The 26,827-nt window shown below is 62.7% G+C and carries 30 protein-coding genes; 18 read left to right on the plus strand and 12 right to left on the minus strand.

Going from position 1 to position 26,827, the window contains the following annotated elements; all coding sequences use genetic code 11:
* The first annotated feature begins 241 nt into the window (after positions 1–241).
* The gene (locus tag NKI67_RS30345; RefSeq protein ID WP_156937349.1) at positions 242–472 is read left to right on the plus strand and encodes a hypothetical protein; all 231 of its coding nucleotides are present in this window, start codon (positions 242–244) and stop codon (positions 470–472) included.
* 75 nt (positions 473–547) lie between these two features.
* Here the strand turns inward: NKI67_RS30345 and NKI67_RS30350 are convergent, their stop codons facing one another.
* Positions 548–859 (minus strand): hypothetical protein, encoded by a 312-nt coding sequence (locus tag NKI67_RS30350; RefSeq protein ID WP_023677109.1) that lies wholly within the window; start codon positions 857–859, stop codon positions 548–550.
* 309 nt (positions 860–1,168) lie between these two features.
* Here NKI67_RS30350 and NKI67_RS30355 point away from each other — a divergent pair, with 309 nt between their 5' ends.
* Positions 1,169–1,333 (plus strand): DUF3309 family protein, encoded by a 165-nt coding sequence (locus NKI67_RS30355; protein WP_023677107.1) that lies wholly within the window; start codon positions 1,169–1,171, stop codon positions 1,331–1,333.
* Positions 1,334–1,600: 267 nt separating this feature from the next.
* Here NKI67_RS30355 and NKI67_RS30360 read toward each other — a convergent pair whose 3' ends face one another.
* Positions 1,601–1,798 carry a hypothetical protein gene (locus tag NKI67_RS30360; RefSeq protein ID WP_292655400.1) on the minus strand — a complete coding sequence of 66 codons (198 nt, stop codon included), beginning with the start codon at positions 1,796–1,798 and terminating at the stop codon, positions 1,601–1,603.
* Between the two features lie 558 nt (positions 1,799–2,356).
* Here NKI67_RS30360 and NKI67_RS30365 point away from each other — a divergent pair.
* Positions 2,357–3,031, plus strand: a complete 675-nt coding sequence (locus NKI67_RS30365) for a Crp/Fnr family transcriptional regulator (RefSeq protein ID WP_502894902.1) — start codon at positions 2,357–2,359, stop codon at positions 3,029–3,031.
* 169 nt (positions 3,032–3,200) lie between these two features.
* Complete coding sequence (locus tag NKI67_RS30370; RefSeq protein ID WP_023677104.1) at positions 3,201–3,728, plus strand: YciE/YciF ferroxidase family protein; 528 nt, start codon at positions 3,201–3,203, stop codon at positions 3,726–3,728.
* Positions 3,729–3,864: 136 nt separating this feature from the next.
* On the opposite strand, the gene NKI67_RS30375 is transcribed toward NKI67_RS30370, so the two are convergent.
* On the minus strand, positions 3,865–4,863 hold the full coding sequence (locus NKI67_RS30375) for an ATP-dependent DNA ligase (RefSeq protein ID WP_352648470.1): 999 nt from the start codon (positions 4,861–4,863) through the stop codon (positions 3,865–3,867).
* A gap of 30 nt (positions 4,864–4,893) precedes the next feature.
* The gene (locus NKI67_RS30380; protein ID WP_023677102.1) at positions 4,894–5,061 is read right to left on the minus strand and encodes a hypothetical protein; all 168 of its coding nucleotides are present in this window, start codon (positions 5,059–5,061) and stop codon (positions 4,894–4,896) included.
* A 226-nt stretch (positions 5,062–5,287) separates the two neighbouring features.
* Here NKI67_RS30380 and NKI67_RS30385 point away from each other — a divergent pair, with 226 nt between their 5' ends.
* Together NKI67_RS30385 and NKI67_RS30390 are read left to right on the plus strand one after the other, a co-directional pair.
* Positions 5,288–5,992, plus strand: a complete 705-nt coding sequence (locus NKI67_RS30385) for an MgtC/SapB family protein (RefSeq protein WP_031194456.1) — start codon at positions 5,288–5,290, stop codon at positions 5,990–5,992.
* A gap of 201 nt (positions 5,993–6,193) precedes the next feature.
* Complete coding sequence (locus NKI67_RS30390) at positions 6,194–7,456, plus strand: DUF763 domain-containing protein (RefSeq protein WP_023677100.1); 1,263 nt, start codon at positions 6,194–6,196, stop codon at positions 7,454–7,456.
* A 10-nt stretch (positions 7,457–7,466) separates the two neighbouring features.
* On the opposite strand, the gene NKI67_RS30395 is transcribed toward NKI67_RS30390, so the two are convergent.
* The 6 genes from NKI67_RS30395 to NKI67_RS30420 all read right to left on the minus strand — a co-directional run bounded on the left by NKI67_RS30395 (position 7,467) and on the right by NKI67_RS30420 (position 12,425).
* A complete protein-coding gene (locus tag NKI67_RS30395; RefSeq protein WP_023677099.1) occupies positions 7,467–7,910 on the minus strand; it encodes a PPC domain-containing DNA-binding protein in 444 nt (147 codons plus the stop codon).
* A gap of 24 nt (positions 7,911–7,934) precedes the next feature.
* Positions 7,935–8,087 (minus strand): hypothetical protein, encoded by a 153-nt coding sequence (locus tag NKI67_RS30400; RefSeq protein WP_023677098.1) that lies wholly within the window; start codon positions 8,085–8,087, stop codon positions 7,935–7,937.
* Positions 8,088–8,288: 201 nt separating this feature from the next.
* The gene (locus NKI67_RS30405; RefSeq protein WP_023677097.1) at positions 8,289–10,004 is read right to left on the minus strand and encodes an HAD family hydrolase; all 1,716 of its coding nucleotides are present in this window, start codon (positions 10,002–10,004) and stop codon (positions 8,289–8,291) included.
* A 4-nt stretch (positions 10,005–10,008) separates the two neighbouring features.
* Complete coding sequence (locus NKI67_RS30410; RefSeq protein WP_023677096.1) at positions 10,009–10,980, minus strand: SDR family oxidoreductase; 972 nt, start codon at positions 10,978–10,980, stop codon at positions 10,009–10,011.
* Between the two features lie 62 nt (positions 10,981–11,042).
* Complete coding sequence (locus tag NKI67_RS30415) at positions 11,043–12,140, minus strand: FAD-dependent oxidoreductase (RefSeq protein WP_023677095.1); 1,098 nt, start codon at positions 12,138–12,140, stop codon at positions 11,043–11,045.
* Positions 12,141–12,149: 9 nt separating this feature from the next.
* Positions 12,150–12,425: a hypothetical protein gene (locus tag NKI67_RS30420; protein ID WP_051406139.1), complete on the minus strand. Its 276-nt coding sequence runs from the start codon at positions 12,423–12,425 to the stop codon at positions 12,150–12,152.
* Positions 12,426–12,686: 261 nt separating this feature from the next.
* Here NKI67_RS30420 and NKI67_RS30425 point away from each other — a divergent pair, with 261 nt between their 5' ends.
* Genes NKI67_RS30425 through NKI67_RS30480 form a run of 12 tightly spaced genes read left to right on the plus strand, consistent with a single transcriptional unit; the run spans position 12,687 to position 24,558 of the window.
* Entirely contained in the window at positions 12,687–13,343 is a 657-nt protein-coding gene (locus tag NKI67_RS30425; RefSeq protein ID WP_023677092.1) for a cytochrome c3 family protein, read from the plus strand.
* Complete coding sequence (locus tag NKI67_RS30430; RefSeq protein ID WP_023677091.1) at positions 13,327–16,314, plus strand: TAT-variant-translocated molybdopterin oxidoreductase; 2,988 nt, start codon at positions 13,327–13,329, stop codon at positions 16,312–16,314. Before NKI67_RS30425 ends, NKI67_RS30430 begins: the two co-directional genes overlap by 17 nt.
* A complete protein-coding gene (gene nrfD / locus NKI67_RS30435; protein WP_023677090.1) occupies positions 16,307–17,674 on the plus strand; it encodes an NrfD/PsrC family molybdoenzyme membrane anchor subunit in 1,368 nt (455 codons plus the stop codon). Before NKI67_RS30430 ends, nrfD begins: the two co-directional genes overlap by 8 nt.
* Entirely contained in the window at positions 17,671–18,198 is a 528-nt protein-coding gene (locus NKI67_RS30440; RefSeq protein ID WP_023677089.1) for a DUF3341 domain-containing protein, read from the plus strand. Before nrfD ends, NKI67_RS30440 begins: the two co-directional genes overlap by 4 nt.
* Positions 18,199–18,200: 2 nt before the next feature.
* The gene (locus NKI67_RS30445) at positions 18,201–18,734 is read left to right on the plus strand and encodes a c-type cytochrome (RefSeq protein WP_023677088.1); all 534 of its coding nucleotides are present in this window, start codon (positions 18,201–18,203) and stop codon (positions 18,732–18,734) included.
* The gene (locus NKI67_RS30450; protein ID WP_352648476.1) at positions 18,731–19,879 is read left to right on the plus strand and encodes a hypothetical protein; all 1,149 of its coding nucleotides are present in this window, start codon (positions 18,731–18,733) and stop codon (positions 19,877–19,879) included. The genes NKI67_RS30445 and NKI67_RS30450 overlap by 4 nt, the downstream gene beginning before the upstream one ends.
* Positions 19,872–20,324 carry a hypothetical protein gene (locus tag NKI67_RS30455; protein WP_023677086.1) on the plus strand — a complete coding sequence of 151 codons (453 nt, stop codon included), beginning with the start codon at positions 19,872–19,874 and terminating at the stop codon, positions 20,322–20,324. Before NKI67_RS30450 ends, NKI67_RS30455 begins: the two co-directional genes overlap by 8 nt.
* Positions 20,321–21,070, plus strand: coding sequence for an SCO family protein (locus tag NKI67_RS30460; protein WP_051406138.1), 750 nt, complete (start codon positions 20,321–20,323; stop codon positions 21,068–21,070). The genes NKI67_RS30455 and NKI67_RS30460 overlap by 4 nt, the downstream gene beginning before the upstream one ends.
* The gene (gene coxB, locus NKI67_RS30465; RefSeq protein ID WP_023677084.1) at positions 21,067–22,038 is read left to right on the plus strand and encodes a cytochrome c oxidase subunit II; all 972 of its coding nucleotides are present in this window, start codon (positions 21,067–21,069) and stop codon (positions 22,036–22,038) included. Before NKI67_RS30460 ends, coxB begins: the two co-directional genes overlap by 4 nt.
* On the plus strand, positions 22,035–23,672 hold the full coding sequence (gene ctaD, locus NKI67_RS30470) for a cytochrome c oxidase subunit I (RefSeq protein WP_023677083.1): 1,638 nt from the start codon (positions 22,035–22,037) through the stop codon (positions 23,670–23,672). Before coxB ends, ctaD begins: the two co-directional genes overlap by 4 nt.
* Positions 23,669–24,307, plus strand: a complete 639-nt coding sequence (locus NKI67_RS30475) for a cytochrome c oxidase subunit 3 (protein ID WP_023677082.1) — start codon at positions 23,669–23,671, stop codon at positions 24,305–24,307. The genes ctaD and NKI67_RS30475 overlap by 4 nt, the downstream gene beginning before the upstream one ends.
* Positions 24,304–24,558, plus strand: a complete 255-nt coding sequence (locus NKI67_RS30480) for a cytochrome C oxidase subunit IV family protein (RefSeq protein ID WP_023677081.1) — start codon at positions 24,304–24,306, stop codon at positions 24,556–24,558. Before NKI67_RS30475 ends, NKI67_RS30480 begins: the two co-directional genes overlap by 4 nt.
* 47 nt (positions 24,559–24,605) lie before the next feature.
* Here NKI67_RS30480 and NKI67_RS30485 read toward each other — a convergent pair whose 3' ends face one another.
* Together NKI67_RS30485 and NKI67_RS30490 are read right to left on the minus strand one after the other, a co-directional pair.
* Positions 24,606–24,893: a DUF768 domain-containing protein gene (locus tag NKI67_RS30485; RefSeq protein WP_023677080.1), complete on the minus strand. Its 288-nt coding sequence runs from the start codon at positions 24,891–24,893 to the stop codon at positions 24,606–24,608.
* Between the two features lie 478 nt (positions 24,894–25,371).
* Positions 25,372–26,772: a phospholipase D family protein gene (locus NKI67_RS30490; RefSeq protein WP_352648480.1), complete on the minus strand. Its 1,401-nt coding sequence runs from the start codon at positions 26,770–26,772 to the stop codon at positions 25,372–25,374.
* Positions 26,773–26,827 lie beyond the last annotated feature (55 nt).

Consider the following 26,827-nt stretch of genomic DNA (forward strand, 5'->3'; position numbering starts at 1 on the left):
TTGGCGTTGGTGGATGGCATCCCTGCTTTTGCCCCCCGGCCCGCGGGGGTGGTGGGGGTGGGGGGGGGGGCCGACCGGGCCCAAACCACGCCAGACAATGGTTTGGAAACGCAAAACAAAAGACGCCGGCTGCGTCCTGCAAAGTGCAACGCAAGCCACGAGATCGTACGGAATCGTACAAGCTCTTTCGCTTTGCGGCAGTCTTGCTATCGTTGGCTGGGAGAGATGGGTGGAGGCTTCCGTGGGGCAGATCAAGTCGCCGCTAGGAATCGGTATTGACACCGACGCTGCCGTTCATACCATCATGGCCGACTATCATTCCGGCGACATTCTCTCGACCACCGTCGTCATAGCCGATTTGCGCAAACGCTTTCCCTGGTTCCGGCAAACCGACGAGGAGCTGGTTGGCTTCATCGTTCGGGCGCTGGACGGTCGGGATATCGCGGTCAGCTTCGACCACCGCGGCCGCTAGGCTGATTTTACGGCAAAACCAGCCGGCCGCGGAGCTTAAGCTCCGCGGCCTCGTCAGGCTGTGATGACCGGGCGCTTACTTGCCGCAGTGGTTGTCGTTCACCGTCGGCGCCATCGTGCCCGGAGCCTTGCCGGTCGCATCGGGCAGAGCCCCTTGCGGGCCCGGCGGGCAATTCCGGTCGGCATTCGAATTCGTCGTTGAGAAATCGCGAATGCTATTGGTGATGGTCGAATCCGTGCCGGTGTCAGGGCCGCCATTATCCGGGACTACGATCGTCCGCCCGCTACCGTCGGCAGCGGCTCCGGAAGGGTCGCCGACGTTCTGCGCCATCGCTGACGTAGCCAGACCGATCGTAAGCGCCGAAGCTGCGAGAATTTTCGTGAGCATGATGCTTCTCCTTTTTACGAGGGTCGTCGCGTTGCGACTACGAAAACAACCGTTCGGGCGAGCGAAGGTTCCGACAAATTCCCCATGAAATTCAGCATGTTCTCAGGTGTTCAAGGCGGTCGCCATGTCATTCTCCGCGGGCATGCTTCTGTGGACTTTTCTAACGGCACAGCCCGGCATTTTGCTCGCCGCATGAGCGTACGCCTTACCGTTCCGCCGGAACAGGAATGCTTCTTGCGAGTTCATACCTTTGTACAATGCGACGCGCTGATGCGAATGGCGGCAGCGCAAACAAGGAGAGCAGACATCATGGGCCTTGGAACCATTCTCATCATAATCTTGGTCCTTGCCTTGCTTGGCGGCTTCAGCGGCTTGGGCGGCGGACCGTTCTACGGCACCGGCTATTACGGTGGTGGCGGCCTCGGCCTGGTGTTGCTTATCGTCATTATCCTGGTCCTGCTTGGACGCATTTAATGCATGTCGCGCAAAAGTGTGCAGCGGTTTTGTGATAGCGACATGCATAAAACAGGAACCTAAAGCGCATCGCATGAGGCCAGTCGAACGCGACGCGCCTTAGTGTCACGCTCGCGACAAAAACGCCTGCCGCTTGGCAACAAGCGCCGGGCGTTTTGTCGTGAAGAGACAAGATTTCCAAGATCCTTGGCCAACCAGGATCCCTGGCTAAAAAGGGCGACCCGGTGCCGAACCTTTCGGCACCGAGGACACCACCATAGCAGCAGCTTAGTGTTGGCGATCGGCGGCCAGCGCTTCTTTCAGATCGGCGCTGAGCACACCCTCGTTGAACAGTGACATGATACGGGCGGCCAACCGCTCGCGGACAGGACTGTCGTCCGCAACGCCCAACTCACGGCAGCAGTCGTCGAGCGCTTTTTTCAGCACGCTCAGTTCGGCTGGAGTTGCTGCACCTTGCATCGACATGCCATCCTCCCTTGAAAAAGGGCGAAAGCGCGAAGCGTCTTTCAAGCGTCCACTCGCCATGTCTGTGTGGACGACTCCAATTCAATTAGCGCCGCTCTCGTCCAAACTCAATGTACGGAAATTACCAAACAGACAGTTTGGGAACGACTGCCTTGCACCTGCATTGTTGCTGCGATCCAACCCACCCCTCATTTGGATCATTGGGCGTAGCCCACGACGCCCGAATGGAGCCCGTTGCATCCCTCGCGACGGGCTCTTTCGCGTCCGGTGACCTCAATTGTCGTTTTCGTACCAAACCGTCTTTGGTACGTTTCCAACTCTAACGTTCAGTCGGATGTTTTCGTAGGCAAGCGGCAGGAGAAACTGTCGTGCATCGATTCATTTTTTTATTTAGTAGGCTCCATACCTTTCAGTGCTTATATGAGCGTTATCGTCCGCAGGTTATACCGGGCGCGGACGGCTGGGAGATAAAAAAGCTCTTGCCCTGTTTTGGGGCCAGCTATGTCTGATCCAGCAATTTCCAATAGAAATCTATACAGAAACAAGCTGTTGCGCCGGATGAGCGCCGGCGATTTCGCATCTCTCGAGCCGCACATCGAGCGCTGTTCACTGGAGTTACGGCAATCGCTCGAAGTGTCCGGATCGCCGATCGAGGCCATTTATTTCCTCGAGGACGGCATCGGTTCGGTGGTTGCGAAAATGCCGAACGGCAGCGATGCGGAAGTTGGCCTTGTCGGCTTGGAAGGTATGACCGGCTCGGCCCTGATAATGGGCGACGACCGTACGGTCCATGATTGCTATGTGCAGCTGGCGGGAGAAGCCGCCAGGATCGACGCCGAGCCGTTCAAGGCGGCGCTGACGCAAAGCCCGACGCTGCGGCTGTTCTTGCTGCGCTACGTGCAATACCTGCATGTCCAGACCGGCTATACGGCGCTGGTCAACGCGCGATCGAAACTTGAAGACCGGCTGGCGCGCTGGCTGCTCATGTGTGACGATCGGGTGGACGGCGGCCGGCTGACGATCACTCACGAATTCCTGTCGATCATGCTTGGCGTAAGGCGTCCGGGTGTCACGGTCGCGCTGCAGCTGCTCGAGGGGCGAGGGCTCATCCGGTCCCGCCGCGGCGAAATTATCATTCGCGATCGCGATGGTCTCGTCGCACTGGCGGATGGCGGCTACGGCCTGGCCGAGGCCGAATATACCCGCCTGGTCGAGCATATCGGCGAGCGCTGACGGCGCTTTCCTGGCCGATTGCTGCCGCAGGTCGAAGCCCCTTGCGACACTACACGGCGGGTCGGAAAAATTTTCAAAGCTCCCGGACCGTCAGGGAACTTGTTTCCCGTCGGAGGGTTATGGGACGCCTCTACTTTGCGAGGCGGCACCAACCATTCGGGAGAGGATCATGGCGACCACGAAAAAGGCCGCGAAGGCGGCAAGCAAGGGCCTTGAGGATCTGTTCCTCGACGGGCTCAAAGACCTCTACTACGCCGAGAAGAAGATACTGAAAGCGCTGCCTAAAATGGCCAAGGGCGCGGAGTCGGAAGAAGTGACCGCCGCCTTCGAGAAACACCGCATGGAAACCGAAGGACATGTCGACCGCCTGGAGGAGGTGTTCGAGAAGTTCGGCAAGCCGGCCCGTGGCAAGACCTGCCCGGCGATTGACGGCATTATCGAAGAGGGCTCGGAAGTGCTCGAGGAGTATAACGGTGCTCCCGCGCTCGACGCCGGGCTTGTCGGCGCGGCGCAGGCCGTCGAACATTACGAGATCGCTCGCTACGGCACTTTGATCGCGTGGGCGGAAGAACTCGGCAAGAGCGACGTTGTCGAGCTGCTCAGGGCAACTCTCAAGGAAGAGGTCGCGACCGACGAAGCGCTTTCCAAGCTCGGCGAAAGCGGTGTCAACGAACGCGCAATGCAAGAAGCCGCTTGATTTCAAAACCGCAACCGAGCCTCGGAAATGGTTGCCAAGGCTCGGTTGGCCGCGGGAAACCGGTGAATTCTGCATTGGTCCCTCATGAACGGTAGGGCGGGCAGCTAGAGCCTTGAAGCGGTGCCTCGGAGCGGATTCACTCGATCTGCTCGAACGTGCATTGCCGGGGCTCTTTGTCCGGCCGCCAGCGCAACAGCTTGGTTCCGTGCCGGAACCGGTCGCCTGTCACATGGTCGAACCGAACCTCGACCACCAGTTCAGGCTTTATCGGTTCCCATTGTCCGCTGCGCTCCGTGCTCCAGCGGCTTGGTCCGCCCGGCGCCTTGCCGGTGAAACCCGGTTTGGCCCGCAGTTTTTCCAGCCGCCTGGTCAGCGTCGCGCGGTCGTCCTTGCCGATGGTCGAGGTGAACCCGACATGGTCCAGCCTGCCTTCGTTGTTGTAGAGGCCGAGCAGCAGGGATCCGACTTCGTTGCTGCCGGCGAGATAGCGAAAGCCGCCGACCACACAATCCGCAGTGCGCAGCCGCTTGACCTTGACCATGGCGCGCTCGCCGGGCCGGTATGGCCCGGCGATCAGTTTTGCAACGACACCGTCGGTCGAGCCATGGCCGGCGCCTTGCAGCCAGCGCTCGGCGGCAGCGGCGTCATGCGTATATTTGGACAGGTGCAGTTCGGGCCGTGCCGCCGACGCGACAAAGGCCTCAATCGCCTGCCTCCTGGTGGTGAGAGGCTCTTCGATGATGATCCCGCCGCCGGGTTCGGCCAGCATGTCGAACAGGACCAGCATGGCAGGCGTCTCGAGGCTCAACTTGCGGATCCTGCTTTCGGCGGGATGAAGGCGCATTTGCAGGGCCTCGAACGAGGACGATCCGTCGACCTCGATGACGATTTCGCTGTCGGCAACAAACCGCCGCGACCTCACATCGCGCAGCACCGCGACCAGTTCGGGAAAATAGCGGCCAAGCGGCTTGCCCGATTTTGCACGCAGATCGACGGCATCGTCGCCCTTGAACACGAGGCAGCGAAACCCGTCCCATTTCGGTTCGTACTGCCAAAGCCCGTCGCCGCCAGGAATTGCGTCGGCGGCTTTGGCTTCCATCGGACGAAGGTCGAGCGGCAACGGAAATGCGGTCATGGCTGGTCCGCGCCGCCGCTGAGGCATTCGCTACCGCCGTCGGCCATTCCCCTGCGCCCCGCTTTCCCGCCTCGGCACCTTGCGGCCGGTTTGGTCGGGTGAAGGCGACCGCGGATCGACCTCGTCGGACCCACCGATCTCCTTGGTGATGCGATAGGCCAGATAAGCGACGGCTCCGGCAAGCAGCAAGCGGACCATGACTGCAAATCCTTCGTTGGCGTGAACCCACCAACCCGCAGGCCGAAGGTTTTGTTCCGCCGCGGCCCATCGCCGGGGTGGATCGTCGGCGGCGCAACCAAAATCCAAGCGCATCGTTTGTTGCTTATCGACGAAAAGAATTTGCGATGAAGACGCTCTCGCCCTTGTTCGCTTTGACCCTGGCGCTATTCTTGGCCAGCAGCGCTTGGCCTGACGGGTGACCGCGATGCTCCTCGTTGTTCCGGTCTGGCAGGACATCGCGGCACGACTGCTTCTGACCGCCCTCGCCGGCCTGTTGATAGGCCTCAACCGCGAGGCGCGCGGGCACGCGGCGGGGCTACGCACCACCGTGCTGGTCGGATTGGCCGCCGCCATCACAATGATCCAGGCCAGTATTCTGCTCGAGACCGTTGGCAAGCACCCGGATTCGTTTGCATCGATGGACGTCTTGCGCTTTCCGCTGGGCGTGTTGACCGGCGTCGGCTTTATCGGCGGTGGCGCCATTCTTCGCCGCGGCAATCTTGTCAGCGGCGTCACCACGGCGGCCACGTTGTGGGTGATGACGGCGATCGGATTGGCTTTCGGTGGTGGCCAATACGGCTTGGGCGCGGCCGGCACGGCGCTGACGCTGGCCACCTTGCTGGTCCTGAAATGGGTGGACCTTCGAATGTCGCGCGAACACCATGCCCAGTTGGCACTGACGTGGAAGGCCGCGGCTCGACAGGAGCTCGATGCGCTCATCGGGCCGCTTGGCTACCAGGCACGCCTCGTCGCAATAGAGAGGCGCCCAGATCTCAAGGACCCTGTGTTCTCGTTCGAGATCAGTTGGAGGCGGCCGGACACTGGCGCACCGCCAATGGATCTGCTGGCATCGGTGGGCGAGCATTGCGAGATCCAGAAGTTTGATCTCCTCAGCGAACCTGCCCGCTAGAGCGGTTCATCGTTTCACGGAAACGCCGAAACGCTCTATCTCTTTGTTTCTGCGCAATCCCGGACGGAAAACCGTTTCACACTTTTCCTGGAATTGCTCTAGCGGCTTGCAACGATCGCGGCCTGAATCAGGCCATAGCTTCTCCACACCCCTTTCGATACCTATCTGTCGAGGCAGGACTCAAGGAGCAAGCAAAAGAGCGTGGCACAGCGATCGGGAAGTGCTGATCTCCCACTTCACGGCGGACGCGTGCCGAAATGGCTCGGCGACCGCATGACGCGGCTTGGCGCGGTCATGTGCGAGGCGATCATCCACCATTACGGCCGCGATGAGTTGCTGCGCCGGCTGGCGCATCCGTTCTGGTTCCAGTCCTTTGGCGCCGTGATGGGGATGGACTGGCACTCTTCCGGCATCACCACCAGCGTCGTCGGTGCCTTGAAGCGCGGTCTGTCGCCGCTTTCCGGCGAACTCGGCATCCACGTTTGCGGCGGCCGCGGCGCGCATTCGCGCAAGACCCCGCACGAGCTTGCCCTGATCGGCGAGCGTGTCGGCCTCGACGGGCAAGGCCTCGCGACTGCCAGCCGGCTTGTCGCCAAGGTGGACAGCGCCGCGGTCCAGGACGGTTTCGATCTCTATCTGCACGGCTTTATCGTCACCGACGACGGCAAGTGGGTGGTGGTGCAGCAGGGCATGAACGGCGACAGCAAGGTGGCGCGCCGCTATCACTGGCTGTCCGAAGGCCTGAAGAGCTTTGTCGACCAGCCGCATGCTGCCATCGAGGGCGCCAACCAGGGCGAGATCGTCAACCTGACCGACCGGCGCGCTGAAGCGTCGCGCCAGGGACAACTGGACCTTCTGCACGACCTTGGACCGGATCGCATCGTGAGGGAGCTTGCCGCTTTGGAGCGGGGTTCGGCGCCAGCGCCGGAGCCGGCACAAAAGCTGCTGCCGCATCTGGTGATGCCGGCGCACCACGATGTGCGCGAAAGCGATGTCGTCATGCGCCGCCTGCACGGCAACATCGCCGCGGCGGCCGAGCGCGGTCCGACGGATTTCGCCGGGCTTCTCCTGGTGCCCAATGTCGGCGCGCACACGGTGCGGGCGCTGGCGCTGGTCGCCGAAGTCGTGCATGGCGCGCCGTGCCGTTTTTCCGATCCAGGCCGTTTCTCGCTGGCGCATGGCGGTAAGGACAGGCACCCGTTTCCGGTGCCGCTGAAGGTCTATGACGAGACGATCGGCGTGCTGAAGTCGGCTGTCCAGAAGGCCAGGCTCGGCCGTGACGAAGAGATCGGCGCGTTGCGGCGGCTGGACGACCAGTCGAGGCAGGTCGAGCGCTATGTCACCGGCCCAAGCCTGAAGGAAATCGTCGCCGGGGAGTTCGAGCAATCGCATCTGCTCGGCGGCCGCAGCGTCTTCGGTTGGGAGGTCGTACCCGAAACGGCCGCAGTCAAATCAACGAAGTGATCGGCTCGGATCAAGCCTCCAAGTCGATCAGGGCGACGCCGAGTTCGGGACGGTGCCTGCGGCGCAGATGGCCAGGCGTCTCCACCAATGTGACCTCGAGCGTCGGCCGCACGATGCCGTCCAGCAGATGACCGCCCCTCGTGGTGCCGTCACTCAATCCAAGGACTGCGTGGACGTGCAGGCTGGGCCTGCCGTCGTCGCCGATGGCAACATCGCCGATCGCGCTCAGCACTTCACACTGTTCCCGGACGGGGATTTTCCGGTAGGTCCTTTCTCCAGGGTCGAACCAGCCGACGGTTGCGCTTTCGAAAGCGCCGAGCGCGGTCAGCGACGCGCCGCCGACGCCACGGTCGACCGCAAACGAGGTCAGCTGCGCAAACGCCTCTTCGCCGGGATCAAGCACAACGACGAACGTTCTCTGTCCGGCGCTTTCGGCAACAAGCTGTGATTTCATGATTTCGCTCCAGCCGTCAGGAATTCAAATCCACCACACCAGCAATGCCAGCAAGACGAGACCCACTAGGCCGGCGATGAAAATGATCCGGCGCGCCCGCGTCCGCAGGATGATCTCGCCCTGCCGCGCCTGTTCCGCTGAAAAGACAGGACCATCCTTGTCCCAGTCGTTGCTCATCCATCGTCTCCTTTCGAGCAATTATTCAGCATTGAATAGATCTGGCGCCCGATAGAACACAATCTCGTTTGGCGGATGAGGTTCCACGATGGACCATCGACGGTTGGAACTGACTGGGACTCGGCCGTCTGCCGAGGTGGGACGGAGATCGACCACGAGGTGAACCCAGCCGGCTTGGGACCGGCTGGGCGCCGTTTGCATCTATTCCTTCGGCGCGGTCGCGGGCGCGGTATAGCGGCGGCGCACCGCGTCCAGGACGTGCTTGCGGCTCTCCTGCGCCGAAAGTGTGCCGTCTTTCTCCGCTTCGGCGGTTTCGCGCGCCAGTTCCTTGTCCCTGATCTGGTGGCGAAACCATTCGGAATAGTCGCCGGCGCGCAAATGATGTTCCCAGGTCCTGTCGTCGATGCCCTCGGCGATCTGGGCGAAAATCATCAGATTATGGGCGCGGAGGTTCATCGCATTGTCGGGGCCGCGGAAATAGAAGCTGCCCTTCTCGTCCAGCTGGCCCTCGGCATATTTGCGGCTGTGCCGCTTGAGCGACTGTCGCGGTTCGATCGGCTCGACCATGGCAGGTTTCTTGCGCGCCTGCGGCCGCCAGAACAGCACGCGCTCGTCTTTTGGAGAGTTCAGGTCCTTGTCCTTTGGCGGTTCGGTGCCGGTCTCGTGACAGAACGTCTTGATGACCTTTTTCGCCTTGGGGCCGAGTGCGATGACGGCGGTGACCAGCCGCAATGCCTCGGTTGAGATCGCGTCCGGATGAACCGTGATCAGGATCGTGCCCGGCAATTCCATGGCCAGCACCATTGGCGTGTCGTCGCGCCGCTTCGGCAAGAGGTGATGCGCCTCGTCGATGATCAGCCAGTGTGGTCGTGCCGTGCGGAAGCGAACACCGCCAAGGCCCGGCAGCAGGTCGGCAAAGAAGTCCGGCCGCTCGTTAACGCGCAGCGCCAGGCCATTGACGACCAGATTGTTGTCCGGCTTCTCCAGGAGATCGAGCAACTGCGTCTTCGTCGGCGCGTTCGAGCCGTCGCCCAGCCGGACGGCGCCTTCGAGACCGTCATAGTCGCCTTCCGGATCGAAGATGCAGAACTGGAACTTTCTCTCGACGAAGCGCTCCGTCAGTGCAGTCGCCAGGGTCGATTTGCCGATGCCGGAGCTGCCGGCGATCAGCACCGTATCGGTTGGCGACAGATACACCTCCTTGCCATCCTCCGAGCCAAGCAGAATGCCGTCGCGGTTCGGCACAAGCTCGCGATCGCGCTCGACCACCTTGGCGATCAGTTCCTCGACGCCTTTTCCGCGCGCGCCGCGTGTCACGAGATCCGCCGTATCCTTGACTGCCGGCAGTGCGTTGTCGACGGCCACGCTGAAGCCGCAGGCGCGCAGGAAGGCGTGGTCGTTTTCGGCGTCGCCGACACCGACGACGTTGTGCGGCGACAATCTGAGGTCCTGAAGCGCGGCTGTCAGCCCGGTCGCCTTGTTGATGCCACTGGGCAGGATCATCACCGCGCCCTTGTTGAAGATGATTTCCAGCTCCAGCCCCAATTTCTTGATGACCTCGAGCGCGGTAGCCTGATGCGGTTCCCAGGTTGCGACGATCGAGCGTCCGACCGAAAGCGGTTTGACACCGCGTTTCCTGAGTTTGGCGATGAACTCGGGGGCGGGCGGCGGGGATATCGTCCGCTCCTCCTCGCTGGCCGGCGTGTAGATCAGCGCCCCGTTTTCCGCGACCACCTTGTCGAAGATCGCGACTTCGGGAAAGACGCGTTTCAGGTCGGGCAGCTCGCGCCCGGTGACGAGAATGAGTTTGCGGCCGCTCTTCTTGAAGCGTTCAAGCGCCGCAAGCGTCTTCTCGGCAACGACCCCTTCATGCGCCAGCGTGCCGTCATAGTCAGTGGCCAGGGCAATGAAATACATGCCGTCAGTAGCCGCCCACGATCGGCAATATCTCGCCGGTGATGTAGCTCGAGCAGTGTGGCGAGGCGAGGAACACGTAGGCCGGCGCGATCTCCTCCGGCTGGGCCGGCCGTTTCATCGGCGTATCGGCGCCAAATTTCGAAACATCGCCGGCTTCCTTGTCCGAGGGGTTGAGCGGCGTCCAAACCGGGCCTGGCGCCACGGCGTTGACCCTTATGCCCTTGTCGACAAGGTTGCCTGAGAGCGCGCGGGTGAAGGCATGAATGCCGCCCTTGGTCATGGAGTAATCGACCAGTTGCTTCGAGCCCTCGATGCCGGTCACTGAACCGGTATTGATGATCGCCGAACCGGGTTTCATGTGCGGCACGGCCTCCTGCGCCATGTGGAAATAGCCGTAGAGGTTGGTCTTCAGCGTCGTGTCGAAATGCTCCTCGGTCAGCTCGCTGAAATCGCTGGAGTGGATCTGGAAAGCGGCGTTGTTGACCAGCACGTCGATCCGCCCAAACTCCTGCACGATCTCAGCCACCGCGTTGTGGCAGTGGTTGCGTTCGCTGACGTCGGCCTTGATCAGGATGCAGCGCCGGCCTTCCGCTTCGACGGCCCTTTTGGTATCTTTGGCGTCCCTATCCTCCGAGAGATAGACGATCGCCACATCGGCGCCTTCACGCGCATAGAGCACGGCCACCGCACGGCCGATGCCTGAATCGCCGCCGGTAATGACGGCCACTTTGCCGTCGAGCTTTTTCGATCCGATATAAAATGGCGCATCGTAAAGCGGCGCCGGCTCGATCGCCCATTCATGGCCCGGCTTCGGCTGGTGCTGCTCGGGGAAGGGCGGCTCCGGATATTTGCGGGCGCCGGCCTGCATGGCGCCTTTTTGCTTGCCATTGGATTTGGACTTGTCCTTCTCGTCGATACGGCGCTGGATATGCCGCTGCTTGGCGGCCTCGCCGGCGATTTCCGATTTTATCTGCATGGTCATCTCCCTGGCTTGAAACCCAACAACGCATGTCCAGCGAAAAGGTTGATGCGACCACGTCATTCCTTGAGCCCGGCGACACGCTCCAGCAGCGGCCGTTGCAGCAGCGGCAGATGGCCGACGACGCTGAAGGCCGCGTTCCTGACGCCTTGCATGATGCCGTTGTCCGATTGGGCCAGCGAGAGGATGCGCTCGCTGAGCGTGATCCACCGTTGCCCCACCGGGTGGCGTTCGCTTGTGTAGCCGGCAAGCGTGCCGTCGACGAAACGCCTGGCGAATGACGCGGCGTCCTCGATGCCGAGATTCATGCCGCGCGCGCCCAACGGCGAATTCACATGCGCGGCATCGCCTCCCAGGAAGACGCATGCGGTTTGATAACGCGGCGCCTGTCGTACCGGAATATGGAAGCGGTCGGTCCCCAACAACCGCGTGATCCGGTAATTGCCGGGGATGCGGGCCAGCGCATCCTCGGTGTTGGAGACCGCGCGATAGCGCTTCTCGCCGATCGGGATGATGAAACCGACGTCGCCGTTCCTGTGAAGAAATGCGTGGGCGGCCATCGGCTCATAGGGCCAATCGTCGATGTCGGCGTCGGCAATGCTCCATTGCCGCCGATGCGTGTAGCCATCGAAGCCGATGCTCATGGCATCACGCACCGTGCTTTGCGCACCGTCGGCTCCGAAGATAAGGTCGAAACTTGCCTCGTCACGGCCGTCTGGCGCCTCGATCCGCACCTCGGCCCGGCCTTTATGCTCGGCCATGCCGACAAATGTGCTTCGCCATTCGACGTCGATGCCAAATCCCTTGAGCGTATCGGTCATCAGCGATTCGGTGTCGCGCTGCGGCAGCGACAGCAGAAAATTATGGCGGTGCGGCAGGATCGAGAAATCGATCTCGCCGAGCGCTCGTCCTTCGAAGTAGAAACGGGCTCGGCGAATTTTCAATCCTTCGGCGAGCAATCGGGCAGCGACTTTGGACGGTTCAAGGATGTCGAGGCTGTGCGAACTGATGCCGACCGCCTTGGCGAGCGGCGTCGGGCCTTCCTTGCGGTCGATGATGCGAGGTGCAATGCCGCGCCTTGCCAGTTCGACTGCCGCCGTCAGCCCGGTCGGGCCGGCGCCGACGATCAGGATGGAAGCGTCCCGCGAAGCCGTCATCGTCTGGCGTCAGCTTTTAGGCAATGCGTAGGCAATGACGTCGGCAATGACGTCGTCGCCGATCCTGGTCTCCATGAAATGGTGTCCGCCGGGTGCAAGTGTCGCCAGCCAGGTCAGGACATAAAGCCATACACCGGCGGCATTGCCGGCAAGCAGCAGGCTGCCGGCGGCCAGCAGGGCGATCCCGGCGGGCAGATAGTACCAGGATCCGCCCAGCGCGATCAGCCAGGCACCGCCCCCTCCGATCGGCAGGCCGAGGATCGTCAGCAGCGCGCCGACGAACATCGTCCACCAGAAGGCAACGCCGGACCGGCGGCGAATGGGATGGGGTGGGGGATGGTCATGATGCTTATCCGGGTGAAACAGAACGTGACCTCATCCGAACGTATGGAGGGTTCGATGGTTTCCGGTCACCCCGACCTGATGGGCCAGGGCGAGGTAACCATTCTGTGATCTCCGCTGCTCCAGCCGGAACTTACCCACGCAGCCTTAGTTAGGCACTTTGGGGGGTGAATACGGTTTGCTGGATGCGAAATCGGCGAGTGGATGCCGCAGGTCTTTTCAAGGAGTGCCAACGGCATTTCACGCTTCGCTCTGTGGGGCGCGTGTTTCATGGCGATCTTTGCGGCTCTCGGCGGTACCGCCGTCTTGCGTTCGGACTTCGTCACCGGCGTTGGCCGGCCGTTGGCGCAACCAGTGCCGTTCAGCCACAGGCACCATGTCGGCGAGCTCGGCCTCGATTGCCGTTATTGCCATAGCGGCGCCGAGACTTCGTCATCGGCGGGTCTGCCGGCGACCGAGGTGTGCATGACCTGCCATTCGCAGCTGTTCACCAACGTGGACATGCTGGCGCCGATACGGGCAAGCCTTGCTTCCGGGCAGCCATTGCAGTGGCAGCGGGTGAACAGTGTCCCCGACTTCGTCTATTTCAATCATTCGATCCATATCGCTAAAGGCGTCGCCTGCGAGACGTGCCATGGCGAGGTCGACGACATGCCGCTGATGCGGCGGGCGCACGCACTATCGATGGAATGGTGCCTGGCATGCCATCGCGATCCCGAGCCTAATTTGCGTCCGCCGCAGGACGTGTTCCTGATGCACTGGAAGCCACCGGCCGGCATCGCCGAAATCCGCCGGTCACTCATCAGCCTTCTCGATATCCACCCCGAGACCATGACCGACTGTTATGTCTGCCACCGCTGACAAACCGATCGCGGCTCCAGACATGGCCGGCCTGCGCGAACGGCTTTCGCCCGGCCCGGAGCTGTGGCGAAGCCTCGACGAGCTCGCCGATACGCCGGAATTCCGCCGCTTCGTCGATGCCGAATTTCCCTCGATCGCCGAGCGCATCCCGCGGCTCGACCGGCGCACGCTGCTGAAGCTGATGGGTGCATCGCTGACGCTGGCCGGGCTTGCCGCCTGCAGCCGGGCCGAAGACATCCTGCCTTATATCCGCCAGCCGGAAAACATCGTTCCCGGCAAGCCGCTTTATTACGCGACCACGCTTTCGAGCGATGGCTACGGTATCGGTGCGGTGGTCGAAAGCCATGAGGGCCGGCCGACCAAGGTGGAAGGCAATCCCGACCATCCGGCCTCGCGCGGTGCGACGGACGCCATCATGCAGGCGGCGGTGCTGTCGCTTTTCGACCCCGATCGCTCGCGCATGCCGCTGAAACACGGCGAACCGGCGGCCTATGGCGACTTCCTTGCCGACATGGCCGAGCTCACCTCGCGGCTGGCCGGCTCAGGCGGTGCCGGCGCGGCGCTGCTGATCGAGGCGACGACCTCGCCCACCATGAAGGCGCAGCTCGAGGCGCTGCGCGCGCGCTACCCCAGGCTGAGGCTGTTCCAGCACGATCCCCTGGCAACGCCGTCCGGCGCCGAAGCCACGCAGACCCTTTTCGGCAGGGCGCTTGCACCGGTCTACCGGTTCGATCGCGCCGACGCGATTGTCAGTCTCGACGCGGATTTCCTGGGCGAGGGCCCCGGCCGTCTCGCTTACGCCCGTGACTTTGCCGCGCGGCGTCGCGTGCGCCGGGCGGACGATACGATGAGCCGGGTCTATGCGGTGGAATCGACGCCGACGATCACCGGCGCTGCCGCCGATCACCGCAGGCCGGTGCGGCCGAGCGAGGTCGAAGCCGTCGCCGCGGCGCTGAGCGCGGTGCTTGGCGGCGAAGCGGCGCCAAGCGCCTTGGCACTGGACCCGGCCTGGCTGGCTGCCACTGCGGACGATCTGAAGGCGGCCGGCCGCTCGGCGCTGATCGTGCCGGGCGTCCATCAAACACCGTTCGTCCATGCCGCGGCTCTTGCCATGAATGCGCGGCTTGGTGCGCTTGGCAACACCGTGGAACTGATCGAGCCGCCCGACGCGATGCCCATCGAGGGCGACCTCGCTGCACTTTGCCAGGCGATCGCCGCGCGAGATATCGACACCGTTGTCATACTCGGCGCCAATCCTCTCCACACCGCACCTGCGGGGTTCGATGTCCGCGACGTGTTTTCGCAGCTGAAGCTTCTTGTCCACTGGGGTCTCTACCGCGACGAAACCGCCTTCGCCGCACACTGGCATGTCCCTGCTGCGCATGATCTCGAAAGCTGGAGTGACCTGCGCGCCCATGACGGAACCGCGTCGATCGTGCAGCCGCTGATCAGGCCGCTTTACCAGGGGCGGGCGGTGCATGAAATCCTGGCCGTGCTTGGCGGTGAATTCGCTGTTTCTGCGCTGCCGCTCGTCCGCCGGACATGGGCACAAACGACTTGGGCGCAAGCACTGGACGATCCCGCGTGGCGAAAGGCGCTTCGCGACGGCTTTGTATCCGGAAGTGCCAGCACTCCAGTCGATGTTGCGATGCCGGCGGATTTGCGCGGCCTGAACCCGCGCGTCGAAGCGGCCAAAGGCGTCGAAATCCGTTTCGTCGCCGATCCCTGGCTGCGCGACGGACGCAATGCCAACTCGTCCTGGCTGCAGGAATTGCCGCGGCCACTGAGCAAGATCGTCTGGGGCAATGCAGCGCTGATATCGCCAGCGACGGCGGGGCGGCTTCAGGTGGAAAACGCCCGGGTCGTCAATATCGCCTCGAACGGCACGGACATCGATGCGCCGGTCTGGATCATGCCTGGCCATCCCGACGAGACCGTGACACTTGCTCTGGGCTTCGGCCGGAAGCTCGGTTCGGTGGCAGCACTCGCCGACGGCCACGACGCGTACAGGCTGCGAAGCCTCGAGGCTCCCTGGATCGTCTATGGCGCCACGGTCGCGCCGCGGGACGGCAGTGCGCGGGTCATCACCACGCAACACCATCAGGCGATGGAGGGCAGGGCGATCGTTCGCCATGCCTCGCTCGAGGCCTTCCGCAAAAATCCACACTTCGTGCGCGACGGCGCCCCGCCCGCGCCAACCGGATCGCTCTATCCCGACTGGCAATACAGCCAGGAAGCCTGGGGCATGTCGATCGACCAGTCGGCATGCATCGGCTGCATGGCTTGCGTTTCTGCCTGCCAGGCGGAAAACAACATCGCCACCGTCGGGCCGGACGAGTCGGCACTCGGCCATGAGATGCATTGGCTGCGGATCGACCGCTACTACTCCGGCCCGCTCGACGATCCCGACGTCTTTTTCCAGCCGGTGCCTTGCATGCATTGCGAGAAGGCGCCGTGCGAGGTCGTCTGTCCGGTCAACGCCACCACCCACACCCATGACGGGCTGAACGCGCAGGTCTACAACCGCTGCATCGGCACGCGCTACTGCTCGCAGAACTGCCCCTACAAGGTGCGGCGCTTCAACTTCCTGGACTTCCAGGAATTCGACAAGGATGCGGCCGGACCGGAACAGGCCGCGCACAATCCAGACGTCAGCGTCCGTTCGCGCGGTGTGATGGAAAAATGCACCTACTGCGTCCAGCGCATTTCCGAAAAACGCATCAAGGCGCAGATCGAAAACCGCCACATCGCCGACGGCGAAGTGGTGACCGCCTGTCAGCAGGCCTGCCCGACACAGGCGATCGTTTTCGGGGACCTCAACAGCAAGGGCGCCGCTGTCGTGCAGGAAAAAGCAGCGCCGCAACACTACGCCTTGCTCGAGGACCTCAACACGCGACCCCGCACCACCTATCTCGGCAAGATCAGGAATATCAACGGCCGTCTCTCGCCAGGCGGGAAAGCCGATGGCTGAGGCTATTGCTGGAAAACCGGGCGCACTGCCCGTTCTGCGCGGCCGGCACGACCTTCCGGAGATCAGCGGCCGTATCAGTGCGATCGTCCTCGACGGCAGGCTGCCGCGCTATTTCTGGACCGCGTTTTTCGCCTGCTTCGTCTTCGTCCTCATCTTTCTCTATTCGATTACCTATCTGATCTCGGTCGGCGTTGGCGCCTATGGCGTCAACATTCCGGTTGTCTGGGGCACGATGATTGGCAATTTCGTCTGGTGGATTGGCATCGGCCATGCCGGCACGCTGATCTCGGCGGTGCTTCTGCTTCTGCGCCAACCATGGCGCGCCTCGATCAACCGCTTTGCCGAGGCGATGACGCTGTTTGCCGTGGCAATGGCGGGGCTTTTCCCGATCCTGCATCTCGGCCGCCCGTGGTTCTTCTACTGGCTGCTGCCGCTACCCAACACGCATATGCATTGGCCGCAATGGCGCAGCCCACTGGTCTGGGATTTCGCGGCGATCGCCACCTATGCCAGCGTTTCGCTGATGTTCTGGTATATGGGCCTGCTGCCCGATCTCGCCGTCCTGCGCGACCGGGCGAAATCGCGCCCGGCGCAGCTGTTCTACGGGATACTGGCGCTCGGCTGGCGCGGTTCGGCCTTTCATTGGGCGCGCTACCAGACGGTCTATTTCCTGATGGCGGCACTGGCCACGCCGCTGGTCGTCTCGGTGCATTCGATCGTCTCGCTCGACTTCACCTTCGCCATCACGCCGGGCTTCCATTCGACTATCTTTCCTCCCTATTTCGTTGCCGGCGCGCTGCTGTCCGGCTTCGCCATGGTGCTTACCATCGCCATCCCGCTGCGCTGGGCGTTTTCGGTCCAGGATCTGATCACGCTGCGGCACATGGACAATGCCGCCAAGCTGATGATCGCCGCCGGCATGATCGTCATCTACGGCTATGCCTCCGAGGCTTTCTTCGCCTGGTATTCGGGCGAAACCTATGAGCGCACGATGATGTGGCAGCGCGCCTTCGGACCCTATGCGCCGCTGTTCTGGACCATGCTCGCCTGCAACGGCGCTGTTTTGCAATTGCTCTGGTTCCGGCGGGTGCGCCTCAACATGCCAGTGCTGTTCGCCATTGCCCTGATCATCAATGTCGGCATGTGGATCGAGCGCTACGTCATCGTCGTCACCGGGCCAAGCCGCGATTACCTGCCGTCGTCCTGGGGCGAACAATCACTGAGATGGCTCGACTTCGGCATCCTGTTCGGCTCGATCGGCACCTTCTTCGCATTGGTCTTCCTGTTCATCCGCGTCCTGCCGGCCATCACCATTTTCGAGGTCGAGGAGCTGGCCGGGGAGAGGGGCGGCGCAAGATGAGCCTTTACGGCGTCATTGCGGCTTTCGCCGATCCCGAAGCGCTGACCGAGGCGGTCCGCACCATGCGGGCGCGCGGCTACCGGCGCATGGACGCGTTCTCGCCGTTCCATGTGCATGGGCTGGCCGACATGCTCGGCATGCGCAAGACGCGCTTGCCATGGACCATCCTTGGCGGCGCCATCGTCGGCGCGGTGTTTGTCTATGGCCTGATCCTCTATTCGGTCGAGATCGATTTTCCGCTCAATGTCGGCGGCCGGCCGCTGCATTCCTGGCCGGCCTTTCTCGTCATCGCCTTCGAGGCCGCGATACTTGGCGCTGCGCTGGCCGCATTCTTCGGCATGCTGGCCGCCAATCGCCTGCCCGAATATTACCACCCGGTCTTCAACGCCACGAGCTTCACCTATGCGCGCGGCGGCAAGTTCTATCTGCTCGTCGAGGCCGCCGATCCGAAGTTCCGCAAGGGCGTGACCAAGGGCCAGCTGACACGGCTCGGCGCCGAAACCGTCGAGGAGGTGGAGGCGTGAACATGCGCACGATCCTGCTGTCGGCAGCCTTGCTGGTCGCCGGCTGCCGGCAGGACATGGAGGACCAGCCGCGCTACGATCCGCTCGAAAGCAGCAACCAGTTCGCCGACGGCATGTCGGCGCGGGCGCCGGTCGAGGACACGGTCGCACGCGATGCCGATCTTTCGCCGGTACCCGACACTTTTCCCTATCCGGTCACGATGATGCTGCTGCGGCGAGGCCAGCAACGCTTCGACATCTTCTGTTCGCCTTGCCACGGCCGCGCCGGCGACGGCCACGGCATGATCGTCGAGCGGGGCTTTCCGGCGCCGCCGACCTATCACCAGCACGCGTTGCGCAAGGCGAGCGACAGGCATTTCTACGACGTCATCAGCAACGGCTATGGCGCCATGTATTCCTACGCGGCGCGTGTCCCGCCTGCCGACCGCTGGGCGATCGTCGCCTATATCCGCGCCCTGCAATATTCGCGCGATGCACCAATTGCCGAGCTGCCGGAAAGCCTCCGTGCCGAGCTCAATGCGGAGCCGGATCGATGATGCGGGCGATGATGCGGCTTGCCACCGAACGTTTGATTTTGCCGGCGCTTGCCGTGGTCGCCGTCGGACTTGTGCTTTGCGCCACGGGATTGGCCTTCGACTTCAGAGCCATGTTGGCCGGCTGGCTGCCTGCGGCGCTCTTCCTGCTCGGCCTGCCGCTCGGCGCGCTGACCATCCTGATGGTGCATGGGCTGACCGGCGGCCGCTGGGGCGAGGCAATCCGCCAGCCGCTGCGCGCTCTCGTCGCGACGCTGCCGCTGGCGCTGCTTCTGCTGCTGCCGGTTCTGCTCAGGCTCGACCTGGTCTTTACCTGGGCGAGTGCCGACGCGGCTGCATTGCCCGAGACGGTGCGCCAGAAATTCTCTTATCTGAACGTTCCGTTCTTTTTGCTGCGCTTTGCCGCCTGCGCCGCGATCTGGCTGGTGCTGGCGTGGCGCGTGCTTGACTGGACAACGACCGATAGCGGTCGTGGCAGCGCCGGCCGCGGCAAGGCCTATGCCGCTGGATTGATTGCGCATGGGCTGGCTGTGACGATTTTTGCCATCGACTGGATGCTCTCGCTGGAGCCGGAGTTCTCCTCGACCATCTATGCGTTGCTGGAAGCGTCGGCCGAAGTCGTCGGCGCTTACGCCCTGGCGATGACGGTACTGTGTGTTAACCGCTCGATCGAGGTCATGGCGGGCGGCGAGGAGGATGTCGCGCTCAGCGAGGATTTGGCCAACATGCTGTTCGGCTTCGTGCTGCTGTGGACCTACCTGTCGTTCATGCAATGGCTGGTGACCTGGGGCGGCGACCTGCCAAACGAGATCCGTTGGTACCTCATCCGCAGCAGCAATGGCTGGCAGTATCTGCTCTGGCTGCTGATTGCGCTGCAATTCGCGGTCCCCTTTGCCGGGCTGCTCAGCCGGGATCTGAAGCGCAGCCATGCCGGCCTGCTGTCGATCTGCGGCATCGTGCTGGCTGGCCACTACGTCGATGTCCTTTGGCGGATCAGACCGCCGTTGGCGGACGGCAATGGGATCGCATTCTGGTACGATCTTGCCGCGCTGGCAGGAGCTGGCGGCCTCTGGCTTGCGCTGCTGCTTTTCGTGCTTGGCCGGCCGGACCGGATCGCCCTCTGGTGCCGGAGGCCGGTCCATGGCTAGGGCAGCCCGCCATCCCGAAACGCGCGACGTCTGGCCGGGCGCGCTGCTTGCCTTCGCGGCCGGCCTGCTGCTGCTCCTGGCCGCAACAGTCATCGTCCTCGGGCTCGTCTTCGACACCAGGCCGTTCGGGCCGCTGCCGGGGCCATCATCGGTCGGCAACCGGGCCAGTCCAGCCTTGCAGCGCTTTCCAGAAGACGACCTCGCTGCCTTCCGCAAGGCGGAGGAGCAGGAGCTGAACAAGGTCGGCTGGGTCGACCGCACCGCCGGCATTGCCCGCATTCCGATCGAGGACGCCATGTGGGCGATCGTCAGCCATGGTTTGCCGAACTGGGGGCAGCCGGCGCCGGCCGCCGGCGCCGACTGCCGATTGGTCGAGGCCGAGATACCACGCGCGCCACAGGCCGCTCGCTGCCGGACCGCGCCAGGCCAGGGAGGCCGGCCGTGAAGGCCTGGCTAGCCGCTTTTTCCCTTCTCGCGGCACTGCCGGCCATGGCCTTCGCACGCCCGGCCTTCGATCCCGAGATCGGCGCGCAGCTCAGCCTCGACCGGGTGTTTCGCGATGCGTCCGGCGAGCAGCGCACGATCGGCCAAATGCTTGCCGGCCGGCCGGCGCTACTGATTTTCGGCTACGACAAATGCCCGAACCTTTGTGGTGTGACCCAACAGGCGGTCGCCTCGGATTTGAAAAAGACCTCGCTCGACCCCGACACCTATCGCGCTTTGTTCGTCTCGATCGATGCCGCCGACACGCCCGAAGATGCGGGCGATGCGCAAGCCACGGTCGCCGCGGCGGCCGACGCGAGGAACCTGTCGGCGTGGCGGTTCCTGACCAGTGCCGACGGCGCCGGCGGCGCCCTTGCCGCGGAAGCCGGCATCAGTTTCGACACCCGCGCCAGGATCGACCAATTCGCCCATCCGATCGCGGTCATCGCGCTGACGCCAAAAGGCCGGATAGCGCAGGTGCTGCCGGCGCTGAGCTTCACGCCGCGCGATCTTGAGCTTGCCCTTGTCGAGGCATCTTCCGGCAGGCTCGGCTCGATCGCCGATCATGTCTTCCTGCTCTGCGCCGGCTTCGATGCGTCCAAGGGGCGATATACGCCGGCGATCTGGGCTGCGTTGAAGCTCGCCAGCATCGTGATGGTGGTGGGGTTGGCGACGGCCATATTGCTGGCGCGCGGGAGGCGGGCGTGAGCTTCGGCATCCGGTTTTTCCCGCAGGAAGCCTCGTCCATCGCGGGCAGCGTCGATGCCTTGTTCTACACATTGCTGGCTTTCGCAGTCGCGCTCGGCCTGTTCCTGACCGTTCTCGTTGTCGGCTACGCCGTCAAATATCGTATCGGCTCCGCAGCCGACCGTACCGGGGCGCGTGCCCGCAGCCTGCCGCTGGAGATGGCGTGGACCATTGCCAGCCTGGTGATGGCCTTCATCTTCTTCGGCTGGGGCGCAGTCCTTTTTGTCCGGCGCGACCGTCCGCCACCGGACGCCGTCGAGATCGCCGGCCTCGGCAAGCAATGGATGTGGGAATTCCGCCATCCCGGCGGCCAGCGCGAGATCAACGAGTTGCACGTGCCGGTCGGCAAGGCGGTGGTGGTGTCGCTGGCATCACAGGACGTCATCCACTCCTTCTACGTGCCAGCCTTTCGGGTCAAGCAGGATGCCGTTCCCGGACGCACGGCCAATGTCTGGTTCATCGCCACGCAGCCGGGGCGTTATCACCTGTTCTGCGCCGAATATTGCGGCACGCAGCATTCCGAGATGGGCGGCTGGGTGACCGTGCTGGCGCCGGAGCAATATGCATCATGGCTCGGCAGTCAAGGTGAAGGCGAAAGCCTTGCCACGAGCGGCGGGAAACTGTTCCGCGCGCTCGGCTGCTCCGGCTGTCACGGCAATTTCAGCAAGGTGCGGGCGCCCGGCCTCGATGGGGTTTTCGGCCAGCCGGTGGCGTTGGCCAACCGGCAGACGGTCATCGCCGACGAACGCTATCTGCGCGATTCGATCCTTGTCCCGAACAAGGAAATCGCCGCCGGCTACCAGCCGGTGATGCCGAGCTTCGACGGTCTCGTTGACGAAGCCGAACTGCAGATGCTGATGGCCTATCTCAAATCCCTATCGCTCCAATCTCCCTCGTTCCCGGCGGCAAAAAACGAGGCGCCGCAATGAGCAGCGATTTGGCGTCGGCAAGCTATCTCGCAGAAGGTGCCGGGCCGCGCTCCTGGCTGCTGACAACAGACCACAAACGGGTGGCGTGGCTCTATTTCGTCTCGCTGACGGCCTTCTTCTTCCTCGGCGGAACCTTTGCCGTGCTGATGCGCATCGAGCTTGCGACGCCGGCCGGCGACCTGGTCTCCGACGATGTCTACAACCGGCTGTTTTCGCTGCACGGCATCATCATGGTGTGGTTCTTCCTGGTGCCGTCGATCCCGGCAACGCTCGGCAATTTCCTGCTGCCGCTGATGATCGGCGCGCGCGACCTCGCCTTTCCCCGGCTCAACCTGGCAAGCTGGTACGTCTTCATGTTCGGCAGCCTGTTCGCGCTCGCCTCGGTGGTTTTGGGCGGCGTCGACACCGGCTGGACCTTCTACACGCCGCTGTCGACGCTCTATGCCAACGGATTTGTCTCGACCGCGGCATTCGGCGTTTTCATCGTCGGCTTTTCGACGATCATGACCGGTATCAATTTCATCGTCACCGTCCACACCTTGCGAGCGCCTGGCCTCACCTGGTTCCGGCTGCCGATCTTCGTCTGGACGCTGTACGCCACCAGCCTGGTGATGGTGCTGGCGACGCCGGTGCTTGCAGCATCGCTGATCCTCATCGTGCTGGAGCGCGTCTTCGGCATCGGCATCTTCAATCCCGACCTCGGCGGCGATCCGCTGCTGTTCCAGCATCTGTTCTGGTTCTACTCGCACCCCGCCGTCTACATCATGATCCTGCCAGGCATGGGAGTGGTCTCGGAAGTGCTGCCTTGCTTTAGCCGCCGGCCGCTGTTCGGCTACAAGGCCGTCGCCCTGGCTTCGATGGCGATCGCCGTCTTCGGCTTTCTCGTCTGGGGCCACCACATGTTCGTCAGCGGGCAGTCGGCCTATGCCGGCGTGGTGTTTTCGTTCCTGTCCTTCTGCGTCGCGATCCCATCGGCGATAAAGGTCTTCAACTGGAGCCTGACGCTGCGCAAGGGCGAAATCAGCTTCGAGACGCCGATGCTTTATGCGCTGTTCTTCCTGGCATTGTTCACCTTCGGCGGGCTGGCCGGCCTTTTCCTTGCCGCGCTCGCCATCGACGTCCACGTTCACGACACCTATTTCGTCGTCGCCCATTTCCACTACATCATGGTAGGCGGCATGGTGACCGCCTACATGGCAGGGCTGCATTTCTGGTGGCCGAAACTCACCGGCCGAATGTATTCGGAGGTTTGGGGCCGTATAGCCGCGGCTGTCACCTTCATCGGCTTCAACCTGACCTTTTTTCCGCAATATGTGCTCGGCTTTCTGGGCATGCCGCGGCGCTACCATACCTATCCGCCGGAATTCGCTTTCTGGCACATCCTGTCGTCGGCTGGCGCCGTGGTGCTGGCGATTGGCTATCTGATGCCGCTCCTCTACTTGGCATGGTCGCTGTTTCGAGGCGCGCAGGCGCCGGCCAATCCGTGGCGAGCGACCGGGTTGGAATGGCAAACAAGCTCGCCGCCGCCCGCGCATAATTTCGATCGCATGCCGACCGTCACCAGACCAGCCTACGACTATCCGATGAAAGGCCTGACCGAGAAACGGTCGGACCCGGTGGAGGATCTGGTTTGAAGTCACCAACGACAAGTATCGCCTTCGACCGGCCGGCTCGCGAAACGGCAGCCGACAGCTTTGCCATGTGGGTGTTAATCGGCTCCGAGGTGATGCTGTTCGGCGCCATCCTGCTCGTCTTCATGTTTGCCCGGTTGAGTTATGGCGACGCCTTCGCCGGCGCTGCGAAGCATCTGTCGCTGCCGTTGGGCACGGCCAACACCGTCGTCCTGATCACCAGCAGTTTCGCTATGGCGCTCGCCCATATGTACACGGCCGCGCGGCGATGGCGCGCCGCTGGCTGGGCATTGGCTGCGACGGCGCTGCTCGGCGTCGTCTTCCTGGCGATCAAGGCGACGGAGTACGCCAGGGAATTCAGCGAAGGGCTGGCGCCGGTGCTCGGCGCACCTTTCATCTATAAGGGCCCGGATCCTGTTCATGCCGAATTCTTCTTCGGCCTCTATTTCGCGATGACGTCACTGCACGCCTTGCATCTGATTTGCGGCGTAATCGTCATCGGCGGCATCCTCGCGCTGTGGCCACGCACGATCGAGGCCAGCCGGTTCCGGCGCGTGCAGGCAATCGGCCTCTATTGGCATTTCGTCGATATCGTCTGGGTCTTCCTGTTCCCCGTCCTCTATCTGATCAACAGATGAGCGAGTTCCGCAAACTCACGCTTGCTTATATCGGGCTTTTAGCCTTGCTAGCCCTGACCGTCGGCTCGTCCTTCCTCGCGCTCGGCGGCTTCAATTCGGCACTCAATCTGGTGATCGCCGCGGCCAAGACCGCCGTCATCGCCATCCTGTTCATGCATCTGGCCAGCGACGGCGTCCTGCCGCGTCTTGCGGTCGCTGCTGCCGGGTTTTGGCTGATGATCCTGTTCGGGCTGACGCTGATCGGACAATAGGCCGAAGCGGCGCACCTCGTGATGCCTTGCCTGCGCTCGGACCGGCCTTACAGGGCCGGCTTTTGCTCGGCCGCCGACTTAGAAATCTTTTGGCCGTGGCCGTTGAGTTGCCTGGCCTCGTTCTCGGCTGCGTCTTCGAGCTTGGCGACGAGCAGATCCTTGAGGTCGCCAACCTCTTCCTCGATGTCTTCGATGGGTACGCCGGCATCGGCCGCCTCTTCCTTGCATTCCCTGGCGAGGATTTCCGCCTCCCTTTCAAGCTTGATCGGAGGCGGCGGCACATGAACGTTTTCGTGGATCCAGTCCTGCAAGAATTCTATCGCACTGTCACTCATGGCGCTCACCCATAGCGGCAACCCTGTAGTGCACATTAACGTACGTGCTGCAAAATGGATGCTTGGCAACGCCGGATTTCGGGTAGCGATACTTGACGATAGCGTGATCGCTAGGAACTGGAGCTTCTGCAGCCAAATGGAATCACTTGGCGTCGCGGAATTGCGTCTAACCAGACAGTTGGAGCGGGATCTAATTTGAAAGCATCCCGCCCTAAGACGTGTTGCGCCGACGCGCCGGTGTTGCTCGATTCGGATCGTTTGTCGGCCGACCATCGTCATCGGCAGCAGCCGGTCGTGTCGGCCGCTCAGCGGCGCGGTCGGCGCGCATTTTGCGTTTATGCGCCATCCAGAACGGCAAGAGCTCGGCAAGAAAACTGTATATCGTGGTCTTCATCGGCATGCTCCGGACAACGGTTACAACTCGTGGTCCCGCATTTTCGTTCCGACAAAGAGTTGCGTTCCGACAAATTCGTCGCTTCTATAATTGCGATTCGATCGGCAGGCAGCCAACCAGCGCTGCAACGATGCGCCGATAGAGACTGGCCTCCGGTTCACGCGAACATTGCCGCATCTCGCCATCCGCGATGCCGAGCCACCGCAAGGCGCCTTTGTCCAGGACCAGCTGGTAGCTCGTCTGCGGTGACTTTTCGTGCTCGAACAGCCGGCGCAACTCCATCACCAGATTGGCATCGTGGAAAAGCACGCCCATTTCCGCATTCAACGACACCGAACGCGGATCGAAATTGAAGGAACCGACAAACCCGAGCGTATCGTCGACCGTGAAGGCCTTGGTATGGAGGCTGGCTCCCTTTGAGCCGAAAACGGAGATGTTGGCCTGGCGGTTGAAGGGTTGCAATTCGAAAAGCTGGATACCTTTTTTAAGCAGCTTGCGGCGGTATTTGGCATAAGCGCCGTGCACTGCGGCGACGTCCGTCGCGGCGAGCGAGTTGGTGAGGATTGCAACCTCGGCGCCACGATCCACCAGCTTCGACAGGATGGCCAACCCGGTGCCGCCGGGGATGAAATAGGGCGAGACGATTTCGAGCCGCTGCCTCGTCGCCGCGATAGCGGGAAGCAGCTCCTTGGTCAGCCAGTTCCTGCGCCGCTTGCCGCGCACCTTTTCCGGCGGATCGGAAATGACGCGAACGCCTTTCGTCCAGCAGACCTCGCTGTGCGCTGCAATGAACTCCGTGATCGTGCGCCAGGCACTGAGGCTGTTCAAAAGCTGGCCGTCCGCGGTCGTATCGAGATTGTCGAGGAAATCGGCGCGCGAGCCCACCGCAGCCGGGTTGAGCAGCTGGATCGGCTTTGCCGCCTCGCAATTCCAGAACGCCTCGAAGATCTGCATCGTCTGCCCTACGGCAGGACCGAGAAGCAACAGGTCGAGATCACGGAAATTTGTCTCCGCGGCGTCGAAATAGGCATCGCCGATATTTCTTCCTCCGACGATGGCCAGGCTCCCGTCGGCGATCCAGGCCTTGTTGTGCATGCGGCGGGTCATCGCAAACAGCCGGGCGACCATCTCCAGCGAGCGAAAGATGCTGCCGTTCCTCATGCCGCTGGGGTTGAACAGCCTCAGCTCGATGTTCTTGTAGCTGTTGAGCGCCAGGTAAGCGGCGTCGCTGTTGCGCGGATTTATATCGTCCAGCAGCATGCGGACGCGGACACCGCGCTCCGCCGCCTTGACGACCTCCTGCATCAGCAGCCGGCCGCTATGGTCGTCGTGCCAGAGATAGTACATCAGGTCGAGGCTGCTGGTGGCACTGCGCGCGGCAAGGATTCGTGCGGCAAACGCGTCATAATTGTCGGCGATCAGCACCAGCCCGCTATTGCCGGCAGCGATCTTGTCCCGGGCAAACCGCGAAATGGCTGTATCCATAAAGTGCACCGACAAACATCAGCGAAGCAAACCGTCTGAAATCTGACTAACAACC

Source organism: Mesorhizobium sp. M0408, from assembly GCF_040321495.1.
GTDB lineage: Bacteria > Pseudomonadota > Alphaproteobacteria > Rhizobiales > Rhizobiaceae > Mesorhizobium.